We start from the raw sequence: 12216 nt of genomic DNA, 5'->3' as shown, positions 1-12216 counted from the left end.
TACCTTTTAATTATACAAAAGGTCTTTTTTTATTTCAAAATGATTAAAATGGCAATACAGGAATGCTATTAACTATTCATTCTTAACTTTTAACTAGCAAAGCATTACAACTCTTAACTAGCAAAGCGTAAATACTTTAACAATATGACTAAAGTCACATAAAGATTATGACCTTCTCCACGTTATTTGGAGAAGGTTTTTCTATACAATAGAATTAAGAAGATAATGATTGAGGAAATATAAGGAGTGTTTATATATGAAAGCTATAGAAATACAAAACCTAACTAAAAGATATAAAGATTTTTTAGCAGTAGATAATATTTCACTATCTATTGAAGAAGGAGAAATATATGGGCTTTTAGGTCCAAATGGGGCAGGAAAAAGTACAACTATAAATATAATATGCGGGATTTTAAATTCATCTTATGGAGAAATTAAAATTTTAGGAGAAACGTTAAGTATTAAAGATAAATCTGCAAGAAAATATTTAGGTTTAGTGCCACAACAAGTAGCTCTTTACAATGAATATAGTGCTTATGAAAATGTAAAATTTTTTGGTAGTCTTTATGGATTAAAAGGAAATGAACTAGAAGAATGTGTAAAAAAAGCTTTAGAGTTTACAGGACTTTTAGATATGAAAGACAAAAGGGCATCAGATTTTTCAGGTGGTATGTTAAGAAGGTTAAATATAGCCTGTGGAATTGTTCATAATCCTAAGATAGTTATTATGGATGAACCTACTGTAGGAATAGATCCGCAATCAAGAAATCATATATTGCAATCAGTTAAAAAGTTAAATGAAAAAGGAACCACAGTAATATATACCACTCACTATATGGAAGAGGTAGAAGAGATATGTAGTAAGATAGCTATTATGGATAATGGTAAGGTTATTGTTGAAGGTAGTAAGGAAGAATTAAAAAGTATAGTTTCAGATAAGAAAAGTTTAATCCTTAGAATTGATAATTTTGAAACCATAAATGAAAAAGAAATTAAAAATATAAAAGGTGTTACTGATGTAATTATAGAGGAAAATGAAATAACTATAAATACTGAAAAAGAAATAAATAATTTAGATAAAATAATAAACTATTTTACAACAAATAAAATTGAAATAAGGGATATTGGCTATGAAGATATAAATCTAGAAACAGTGTTTTTAAGTTTAACTGGAAGACGTTTGAGAGAGTAGGTGATTTATATGTTTAAAATTATAAAAAGGATTTTTTTAGGACATATTAGATACCCGAAAAATTTATTATTTAATATGTTGTTTTCTATATTTTTAATGACACTAATAGGAGTTGTTGTAATAAATCAATTTGACACTAGTAAACAAATAGAAAATTTTACTGTTTATTATAATAATGATAGTGGTAGTAAAGAAAGTAATAACCTTTTAGATGAAATAATAAAAAATAAGGGAACTGAAATAATTTATTTTGAAAAAATAGATAGTATAAATAAAGGAAAAGATATAGTCAGGAAATCAAGAGGAAGCTTTATTTATTTAGATGGAAATACCATAAAACTATATTCAAATGAGAAAAATAAAATAGAATCAGGAATTGTAAGTGGATTATTTAAGACAGCTAGTAATAGATTTAATGCAATAACAGAAGTTTATAAAATAGATGATGAAAATGCTATAAATATTATAAATGACAATTTAGAAGAGGATTATATAAATGTTGAAAAGGTAGAAAAAACACAAAGTCCTACATCTTTTGATTATTATGGAATAGCAGAACTGACGTTAATGAGTATGTATATATTATTCTTCTCATTGTATGGTATACAAAGGGATGATAGGTTAGCTGTTAAAGATAGAATACTTTTAACAAAATTTTCAATAGAAAAGTATTATCTTGCAAATATTATAGGAAATTTTATGCTTTCAATAATAATAACGTTACCGGGATATTTATTTTCAATATTTGTGTTAAAAACTAATTGGGGAAATAATTTAATAATATCATTTTTAATATTACTTTCTTTAAACTTAATGGTAGTTACAATGGGAGCTTTTTTAGGCGTAATATTTAAAGAGAATGGTAATGCTGCTGCCTTTATAGACCGTGTAATATTTCCTGTAATGAGCTTTTTAGGCGGAAGCTATCTGGCTTTTCCAGATAAATTACCAACGGTAATGCAAATAGCTACAAATATATCACCATTAAGATGGATAAATAGAGGATTTTTCAGAATGATATATCTGCATGATAATTCTATAATAACAATATCAGTTGCTTTAAATTTAGGTATAACAGTAATAGCATTAATTTTATTAACTGTTTTTGTTAAAAAGGAGAGTGTGGAGTAATGAAAAAAGTTTGGGCTCTATTTAAAAATAACTTAAGGATTTTAATTTTAAAAAATAAAGGGACTTTTATCATAACTACAATAGCTCCAATTATTATTTTACTAATCATATCAAAATATATTAGTACTGGATCTGGTTATATGAATGCAGTAGTTAAAGACGAAGATAATACGAAAAGTTCCTTGGCTATACTATCCACTATAAAAAATAATGAAGGGTTAAATGTTGAAGAAGATAGTGATATTAATATAGAGAACTCCTTTGCACAAGGGGACATAGATATTGCTATAACTATACCTAAAGGTTTTGAAAATAATTTATTAAGTGGAGAAAAACCATATATAGATATTAAAGAAAATGAAATGGGAAATTTAAATAAAGGTATTAAGACCTCCTTAAACTTAGAAATTAAAAATCTTAAAGATTTAGCAGTAGCTAGTGATAAAAATTATGATGGTTATATTAAAGCTTTAGAAAATTACAGTAATGGAACTATCAAAATAGAGAAGCTCAATTTAAATGATTTAAAAGGTAATTATGTAAAAACACAAGTATTTTTGGGATTTTTAATAATGTTCATGCTTTTTAGAGCTATGTCTGGAGCAGAATTGATAAATTCAGATAAGCAAAAAAATATGTATACAAGAATATTTGTAGCAGATATTAAAAGTTCACAATATTATTTAGCTAATATATTATCTAGTTTTTTTAGTATATTGATACAGGTTGTATTATCATTGATAGGATTAAAATACATTATGAAATTAGAAATAGGCATGTATTATTATCAGTTAGGAATAATTTTAGTATTAGTAACATTAATAGCTGTGTCACTGGGAACATTCTGCATATCAATAACAGAAACTAGGCAGGAAGCAAGTATGCTTTCTAATATAGTAATTATAACTTTTCTAATGATAGGTGGATGCTTTGTTCCTGTAAGTTTATTTCCTAATTTTATAAATAAAATATCCTATTTTACACCTACAAGATGGGCAATGGATTCAATATTAGATTTACAGCAAGGTGTGCCTTTTAATGATATAATAATAAATTTGTTTATAATGATATTATTTGCTTTAGCATTTTTTACAATGTCAGCATATAAAACATCAAAAACTGAAAAAATATATAAAGATTATAATTAGGTACTCACTTATAAATTTTAATTCAGTAAATTAGTTAATATAAAACCTATAGATATTTAATTATCTATAGGTTTTTACAATAATTGTAGAAAAAGGTATTATTATGTTTACAATAAATTAAGAGGGGATGTTATGCCCTCTTAATTTATTGTAAAAAAATAATTATTTTACGGTAAATAAAGGTAAAAAAGTGGAATTGGGAGAGGGGATTATTATGAAGAAAAAATCAATAATTGCATTAATGCCACTTTTAGTTTTTATAGTTATATACTTTGGAGTAGCTATAATACTAAAAGATTTTTATGCTATTTCGGTAGTTGTACCATTTTTAATAGCTTCAATAGTTGCATTAATACAAAACAGAGAACGAACCTTTGATGATAAGGTAATTAGTTTTTGCAAAGGTGGAGGCAATCCAGACATAATAATGATGTGTTTAATATTTATATTAGCAGGAGCTTTTGGGGAAACAGCAAAATCAATGGGTGCTGTAGAATCTACTGTTAACTTAGGTATAAATTTTTTACCATCATTTTTATTAGTTCCAGGAATTTTCTTAATGGCAGGATTCATATCTACTTCAATAGGTACTTCAATGGGAACTATAGCAGCTTTTGTTCCAATAGCTTTGGGAATAAGTGAGAAAACTGGAATATCACTTGGATTAATTGTTGGTGCAGTTGTAGGAGCATCTATATTAGGCGATAACTTATCTATGATATCAGATACTACAATAGCCGCAGCTAAGACTCAAAATGCAGAATTAAAGGACAAATTTAAGGTGAATTTTAAAATAACACTTCCATCAGCAATTGTAACTATGGCTATATTAGTTATACTTACTCTTGGTAAAACTGCCAATATAGGCGGAGTATATGAATATCAAATTATTAAAGTAATTCCATATATATTTGTATTAGCATCAGCACTTATGGGAGTAAACGTAATAACTGTATTAACTGGTGGAGTTGTGATATCAGCAGTAATAGGATTTATAACTAAAGATATGACTTTAAAGTTGTTAGTTGATTCTATAGCAACTGGAGCTTTAAATATGGGAGAACTTATAATAGTGTCTATACTTATTGGCGGTATAGTTGAAATCATAAAAGATAACGGTGGAATTGAATTTATAATTTCTTTTATAGCATCTAAGATAAAGTCAAAAAGAGGTGCAGAACTAGGTATTGCTATTTTAGTAAGTATAGTAAATTTATTTACAGCAAACAATACTATATCTATAGTTACTGTTGGACCTATGGCAAAAGAAATATCAGAAACATACGATTTAGATTCTAGCAGGGTGGCAACGCTTTTAGATGTATTTTCTTGTGTTATACAAAGTTTAATACCTTATGGGGCACAGTTATTATCAGCAGCAGCATTATCAGCACTATCACCGTTTGCTATATTGAAATATACATATTATCCTGTGGTAATGGGTGTATTTACGATAATCTTTATTTTGGGAGTAAAGGATAATAAAAAGGATAATAAAGTAGTGGTTGAAGAAAAGGCAGTATAGGCTTAAAGAAAAAAGGATGTCTAAAGTTTAGACATCCTTTTTTAATATACCTTAATCTGCAAATAATTGTGATTCATAAGCAATATTTCCGTTAGGCGAAAATACAACACCTATACCCATTCTATTAAAACTTCCATTTAATATGTTTGCTCTATGACCTGCAGAGTTCATCCAATTGTTTACAAGATATTCAGCAGTAACTGATGCTTTATCATAGCCTGTACTAGTTTGAATGTTTTCACCAGCAGTACCGTAGCTAACTCCAAATTTATTTAATAAATCGAAGGGGCCTCCGGTATAAGGTGAAGTATGATCAAAATAGCCGTATTGAAGCATTTCTTCAGCTTTATATCTAGCAGCACTTCTCATAGTTTCGTCCATTGATAATGGAGATAATCCTGCTTTTTGACGCTCTACATTACAAAGTTCTAAAACTCTATTTTCAACAGCTGTTAAGTATTCAACTGAATAGTTTTTAGGTATGCTAGGCAATCCACTAGGATTACTATTTGATGCGCTTTCATAGTTAGAATTATCTTCTGATGGTGTTTCTTCTGGAGTAGGTGTAGGTTCCGGTGTTGGAACGGATTCTTCTTTATTTCCTGATTCATTATTTGTAGGTGGTTTAACATCAGGTTTACTATTATCAACTGGTACTGTAGCAGTTTCAGTTGAATTGCTATTTGAAGAATTGCTACTTGGAATAGTAGAATTGTTGTTATCTAATTTAGTATTTTCAGTAGTGTCTTCTGAGTTGTTATTAGTTGGACGTTGTATTTCAGGTGTTTTCTTTTCTGTATCTTTAGAAATAGTTTCTTTAATAGCGGTTTTCGTATCGTTTATTACATCATTATCTGTATGGGCATATTTAATTCCTAGTCCCGTGCATAATGATGCCGATAATAAAATACTTATTATTTTAAATTTCATGTTGTTCACTCCCCCTGTGACTAATAGGACAATATGATATTTATTTTTGGATTTTATTCACATTATGTTGTGAGTCCTATTTAATGAGTAAAGTATAGAATAAAAAGGAAAGCCTGTACACAGGGAACTATTTCACGTAAACGTATGAAAAGGCAATGATGGATAACTTTACAAATAAACAGAAAAAACAGAAATTTGAATAATCCTAGTAAACTAGTTGGGATTACTAAGTTTACAGCAAATATGTTAAAAACGGTAAAACATGAATAATATAGTAACATAACCAATAAACTTAGATGATGAAAATTTACTTTTAGTTACATATTTGATTTAAAAAAGGATTTAAAAAGGGGTAAGGCGAATTGATATAAAATAGAAATTTAATAGTTTGAAAAATTGACATTTGACAATGGACAATTAAAAAAATTAAGGGTTAAGAATTATGAATTAAGAATTCAGGATGAAAGTGGTAACCACTTTCTAAAAATGATTTAAAAAAATACGTTGAGAATTACTAGGAACGAAGTGATTAGTAATAACCATAACTATTAATTATTAACTTTTAACTCTTAATTGATAAAGTTCCTCTTGTGATGGAGCTAATACTGTAAGGACTTGATTGTTTAGGTGTTTTGCTAAAACTAAGGTGTTGGGACCGACTTCGAGTACTATTGTAGAAAAACAAAAATCAATAAAAGCATCAAAACTAAAGTATAATAAAATAGCCCAAAACGCGTCTGTCCCTCTTGTGATCGAGGCATAACGCGGGATAGTGGCTTGTTCAGTTAAGGTAGAAAGTTTTGAAAAATTGACAATGAACAAAGGACAATTAAAAAAATAATAGTTAAGACATTATGAATTGATGTAGAAATTAGACTAACAGTTCCTTTTTAATTGAAAAGAATAAATTTTGGTTAAAGATATAAATCTAATAAAAGCTAAATTCAAAATGTGCAGCCATAACAAGAAGGACAGGCGTAGCAAAATATATTTTACATAAGTTATTTTTAAAGTAAAATCATAAGGTTATCAATAAAATTTAAAGTAATCAAAGCCGGTCCTAAAAAAAATACATTGAGAATTACTATGAATAAAGTGACTAGTAATATCTTCAACTGTTAACCATTCACTCTTAACTTTTAACTAGCAAAGTTCCATTTGTGATGGTGCTAGAACTTTGGGATAGTTCTTTGCTTAGCAATTGATAATATATAAGAAAATACTGGGGGAGTTATTATGGAGAAGATATGTAATAAAAATAGTAATATAAAACCAATGGCAACAATGATTTTGATTTTAATTATTAATATTGTAGGTGGTAGAATTGATGCTTATAATAGCAATAGATTATTAATTTATATATATTGCATAGTGTTAGCTATTCTTATGACAATTGGAGTTATTGAATTAATTGAAAGTATAACTAAATATATTAATGAGGAAATTAAAACCATTAAAAGCAAAGTTTATTTAACTATTAATATATTATCTTTAGTTTTAGTTTTATGGGGTGGCGCTTTAGTAATAATGGATAAAGCCAGTTTTTTATAAGATTTTCAAAATAAAATTAAAAAATGTAATAAATATTAAAAAAAATGTTGACACAAAAAAAAGTTTGTACTATAATAAATCTTGTCGCCGGGGTGTGGCGCAGATGGGAGCGCGCGTGGTTTGGGACCATGAGGTCGCAGGTTCAATCCCTGTCACCCCGACCAAGAGAGTTGCATAGGCAACTCTCTTTTTATTTATAAAATAAATAAATAATAAATGAATAATTAACCTTAACAGGAAGTGATCACAATTTTGGTCACTTCCTGTTAAGGTTTTTTTTATTTATAGGGTTCCAAATTAAATTTTAAACTTATTCATTTATCAAATGAGAAAATGCAAATTAATATTTTACCAATAACTAACAGCTTATTTTAGTTAAAAGTTAAGAGTGAATAGTGAACAGTTATGGTTATTACTACTCACTTCGTTCCTAGTAATTCTCAACGTATCTTTTTATAAATTTGCAAAGCAAATTATATTTATAGATTTTTAAAATCATTTTTCAGAAAGTGGTTACCACTTTCATCCTAAATTCATAATTCTTAACTAACTATATTTGTACTTACTTTTTATCAACTGGCAACAAAGATTTGATGAATAATCTTAAATATGAGCTTGTTTTTCTATATAATTAAATATATATATAGGTGTTATATACATCTAGGTATAAAAGGTCAGTAAATGTAAAAACTAAATAGTGATTAAATAAAAAATAATTTATGTGGCATTTAAAGATAAATAAGAAATAAAAGGGGTTGAGAACTGTTATGAATAGGAATTATAGTGAATATTTTAAAGAGTTAATATTAGCTTATAAAAATGGTGTTTTTGAGACAAAAATAAACGAACTATTAGAAAATGAAAATGAAGATAAAGAAAAATTATGTAGACAATTATCAAGTTTATGTGGTGTTGATTTAGGATATAGTGAGGACTTTGCGGCAAAATTAAAGGATGAAATAAAAAAATATACAGGTAAAGAAAAGATAGTAACTAAGATAAACAGTACCTGTGAAAGTTGTGCGCAGGGGGAAGGTGCTTGTGAAGCTTCTTGTCCATTTGATGCAATTTTGATGAATGAAGAAAACACAGGAAGATATATTGATGTAGAGCGTTGTACTGATTGTGGTAAGTGTGTTGATGCTTGTAAAAGTGGTAATATAGTTGATAAAGTTCAGTTCTTACCATTATTTGAACTTATAAATAGTGATAAACCTGTTATAGCAGCAGTTGCACCAGCTATAGCAAATCAATTTAATGGTGCTAATTTAAATAAGATGAGAACTGCTTTTAAAAATATAGGATTTACAGACATGGTAGAAGTAGCATTTTTTGCAGATATGCTGACCTTAAAAGAAGCAGTAGAGTTTGATGCAATGGTAAAAAATGAAGATGACTTTATGATAACATCTTGTTGTTGTCCTATGTGGGTAGCAATGATTAAAAAAGTATATGGAGATTTGATAAAACATGTTTCTCCATCGGTGTCTCCAATGATAGCAGCAGGAAGAGTAATGAAAAAATTGAATCCAGATGTTAAAGTAGTTTTTGTAGGGCCATGTATAGCAAAAAAATCTGAAGCAAAAGAACCAGATTTATTGGGAGATATCGATTTTGTGTTAACATTCCAAGAAGTACAAGAAATTTTTGATGCTTTAGATGTGGACCCATCTAAACTTTCTGAAACTCCAACGATAGAATATGCTTCAAGAGGTGGAAGGCTTTATGCAAGAACTGGTGGTGTATCTATTGCTATAAAAGAGGCAGTAGAGCTATTATTCCCTAACAAATATGAAAATCTTACAGAAGTACAGGGTAATGGGGTCAAGGAATGTAAAGCTCTATTAAATAAGGTAATCAGTGGAGAAATACATGGTAACTTTATAGAAGGTATGGGTTGCGTTGGGGGATGTGTAGGTGGACCAAAAGCCATTTTAAAAATGGAAGAAGGAACAAAAATGGTAAACGAATGTGCGGAAGATGCAGAGTTTAAAGTAGCAACTCAAAGTGAAAAAATGCAAGAGATATTAAAGGATTTAGATATAAAGGTTCTAAAAGACTTTTTAAATCATGATAAAACCAATATATTTCATAGAAGTTTTAATAAATAATCATATTGCCCTTTAAAGGGTAAAGAGAGTCTTAAGGATAAAAACTATTTCAAGACTCTCTTCTTTTCTGATATACTGAATATATGTATATTAATAAATTAATCATTAATAGATAAAAATAATTTATAAACTAAAGAGGTGAGCGTTATGTTAACTAATATAAAAGCGGCAATATTTGATATGGATGGAACTATTGTAGATTCTATGTGGGTATGGGATAAAATTGATATAGATTACTTAGGAGACCATAAATTAGAGAAACCAGAAAACTTAAAAGATGATATAGCACATTTAAGCTATAATGAAGTAGCTATATACTTTAAAGATAAATTTGAACTTCCTTATACAGTAGAAGAAATAAAAAAACACTGGAATGATATGGCTTATACAGAGTATGAAACAAACGTAAAGCTTAAGTGTGGAGTAGAGGAATTTTTAAAGATATTAAAGAAAAATAATATAAAGATAGCATTGGCCACTAGTAATAGTACAAGCCTTCTAGAAGCTTGCTTAAAAGCTAATGGTATTTATGAATATTTTGATGTTATAACTACAACAAATGAAGTAAGTAGGGGAAAAGACTTCCCGGACGTATATCTTTTAACTGCAGAAAGATTAGAAGTAAAACCTGAGGAATGTTTAGTATTTGAAGATATACTTCCAGCAGTAAAAGGTGCAAAAGCTGCTAATATGAAAGTTGTAGGTGTTCATGATGAACATTCTTTAAAAGATCATGAAGAAATGAAAAAGCTAGTTGATATATTTATAGCTGAATATAACGAGCTTATAGAAAAAATAAAATAGCAAAAGCATAAACCTTAATAAGTATACATATAATTAATTACATATTATAGTAATATTTATTAGGGGGCAGTAATATTGAGATTTATTTTATTGTTAGCTTTAATTTCATTTGGGGGACTAATAATTTATTCATATAATCTTACGTTAAAGCTAAATAAAGAAAGTACTAGATTAAGGGTTTTAGCTAAAATAAATAACGAACTTAAAGGTAAACTAAAGGCGTTTGAAAAGGAAAGTGGTAGTGTTGAAATATCATATATTCCTATAAGCTCATATCATGGAAAAACTATAAACAAAACAGAGCTATACATTGCTCCAATTATAAATATGCCTAAATTAAGAGATTTAGAAAAAGACACTAATTTAGAGATATTAGATTGCTGTGAAGTTTATAATATAATATGGTATGAAGTAAAAGTTATAATCCCAGGAGAAAATAAGAATACTAAAGGGTTTATAAAAGAAAAAGATATAAAAACCTTACAAGTAGTTGAAAATAATATATATCCATATAAAGCATAATCAAATAAATTAATAAATATTTATATGCGTAAATTAAAACAGAGCAAAATTGCTCTGTTTTTTCTGTGGGAAAAATAAAAGTTATACACAAATAAAATATAAAAATACAAACTTATCAACAATCTATTGAAATTTTAATTTAAATTGTTAATAAGTTTATTTGTAATTTAAAAATATTGGTTTAGGGTAAGTGAAAATTTAAAGCGCTATTTAGAAAAATGGAAAAGAAACTCTAATGAATTTATTATTTAATTTTCAAGACTAAACGGCTGAATCGACGTCCTGTCTAGGCAGTCGCTGACCCCGTCCTTGGGGTCAGGTCATGAAAATAAAATATAACTTCATAAGACTTTCTAATTCAATTTTAAATAAAAGACTAATTTAAATTTCCACTTACCATATGTAAAATTAGGTGATATATTTAAGAATAATATGAATCAGATATAATAAATTTTGAGTTGATATAAATATAACTAAACCTAAGTTTAAAATGTGTAGCCATAACAAGAAGGACAGGCGCGACTAATGTAGTTCCATAAAATAGATAGTAGCTCTTTAAATTTAATTGCCATAAATAAAAAAAGTTAGCCAGTCCCCAGGTAGCTACTATGTAGCGTAGTTGTTCGGGACTGGCTTTGAATTTTTAGATATAAGTATAAAGTTAGAAGAGTATCAAGTGTTAACGAAGAAAATAAACTTACCGTGCCTGTCCCATTTGTTATGGAGCCAAGACCATAATTTATTGCTTAGTTAGATTTAAAAAACTAAATTTTAAAAATACGTTGAGAATTACTAGGAACAAAGTGATTAGTAATAACCATAACTATTAATTATTAACTCTTAACTCTTAATTGATAAAGTCCCATTTGTGATGGAAGTGGAACTTTAGTAAATTACGTGTTTAAAAGTTTTACTAAAACTAAAATAGTGGTACTGGTTCTTTGCTTATTTTATTGTGGAAATAGAGCAATTGTGGAATCTACAGTTTAAGCGAAGAAAATAGCCGTAAGTGAACCTGTCCCTCTTGTGATGGAGCTAATACTGTAAGGACTTGATTGTTTAGGTAGTTTGCTAAAACTAAGGTGTTGGGACCGACTTCGAGCAGTATTGTAGAAAAACAAAAATCAATAAAAGCATCAAAACTAAAGTATATTAAATTAGCCCAAAACGCGTCTGTCCCTCTTGTTAAGGAGGTAGAATTTTGATGAGTTGCTTGTTTAGGTACTTTGCTAAAGTTAATGTAGTAGGTACTGGTTCTTTACTTGTCTTGTTACGGGAAAATGAGGAAACTGGATTAGTCCA

9 protein-coding genes and 1 tRNA gene are annotated in these 12216 nt (G+C 28.1%); 9 read left to right on the top strand and 1 reads right to left on the bottom strand.

From position 1 onward, the window contains the following. The first annotated feature begins 256 nt into the window (after positions 1-256). The 4 genes from AZI32_RS16090 (at position 257) to AZI32_RS16075 (ending at position 4996) form a co-directional block, all read left to right on the top strand. On the top strand, positions 257-1192 hold the full coding sequence (locus AZI32_RS16090) for an ABC transporter ATP-binding protein (RefSeq protein ID WP_061996858.1): 936 nt from the start codon (positions 257-259) through the stop codon (positions 1190-1192). Positions 1193-1201: 9 nt separating this feature from the next. Beyond that, positions 1202-2323 (top strand): ABC transporter permease, encoded by a 1122-nt coding sequence (locus AZI32_RS16085; RefSeq protein WP_061996857.1) that lies wholly within the window; start codon positions 1202-1204, stop codon positions 2321-2323. Beyond that, positions 2323-3471 carry an ABC transporter permease gene (locus tag AZI32_RS16080; RefSeq protein ID WP_061996856.1) on the top strand — a complete coding sequence of 383 codons (1149 nt, stop codon included), beginning with the start codon at positions 2323-2325 and terminating at the stop codon, positions 3469-3471. Before AZI32_RS16085 ends, AZI32_RS16080 begins: the two co-directional genes overlap by 1 nt. Before the next feature lie 214 nt (positions 3472-3685). Continuing rightward, on the top strand, positions 3686-4996 hold the full coding sequence (locus AZI32_RS16075; RefSeq protein WP_061996854.1) for a Na+/H+ antiporter NhaC family protein: 1311 nt from the start codon (positions 3686-3688) through the stop codon (positions 4994-4996). A 51-nt stretch (positions 4997-5047) separates the two neighbouring features. On the opposite strand, the gene AZI32_RS16070 is transcribed toward AZI32_RS16075, so the two are convergent. Next, positions 5048-5926, bottom strand: coding sequence for a CAP domain-containing protein (locus tag AZI32_RS16070; RefSeq protein WP_061996852.1), 879 nt, complete (start codon positions 5924-5926; stop codon positions 5048-5050). A gap of 1236 nt (positions 5927-7162) precedes the next feature. Between AZI32_RS16070 and AZI32_RS16065 the strand changes: the two genes are divergently transcribed. The 5 genes from AZI32_RS16065 to AZI32_RS16045 all read left to right on the top strand — a co-directional run bounded on the left by AZI32_RS16065 (position 7163) and on the right by AZI32_RS16045 (position 10914). Further along, a complete protein-coding gene (locus AZI32_RS16065) occupies positions 7163-7477 on the top strand; it encodes a hypothetical protein (protein WP_061996850.1) in 315 nt (104 codons plus the stop codon). An 88-nt stretch (positions 7478-7565) separates the two neighbouring features. Further along, a tRNA-Pro gene (locus AZI32_RS16060) sits at positions 7566-7641 on the top strand. A gap of 603 nt (positions 7642-8244) precedes the next feature. Continuing rightward, positions 8245-9588 (top strand): [Fe-Fe] hydrogenase large subunit C-terminal domain-containing protein, encoded by a 1344-nt coding sequence (locus tag AZI32_RS16055; protein ID WP_061996848.1) that lies wholly within the window; start codon positions 8245-8247, stop codon positions 9586-9588. Between the two features lie 147 nt (positions 9589-9735). Beyond that, on the top strand, positions 9736-10392 hold the full coding sequence (locus tag AZI32_RS16050; protein ID WP_061996846.1) for an HAD family phosphatase: 657 nt from the start codon (positions 9736-9738) through the stop codon (positions 10390-10392). Between the two features lie 75 nt (positions 10393-10467). Continuing rightward, positions 10468-10914, top strand: coding sequence for a hypothetical protein (locus AZI32_RS16045; RefSeq protein ID WP_061996844.1), 447 nt, complete (start codon positions 10468-10470; stop codon positions 10912-10914). The last annotated feature ends 1302 nt before the right edge of the window (positions 10915-12216 follow it).

This window comes from Clostridium sp. ATCC 25772 (genome assembly GCF_001573875.1).
Taxonomy (GTDB): domain Bacteria; phylum Bacillota; class Clostridia; order Clostridiales; family Clostridiaceae; genus Clostridium_J; species Clostridium_J senegalense.
This window is presented reverse-complemented; position numbering and strand designations above follow the sequence as displayed.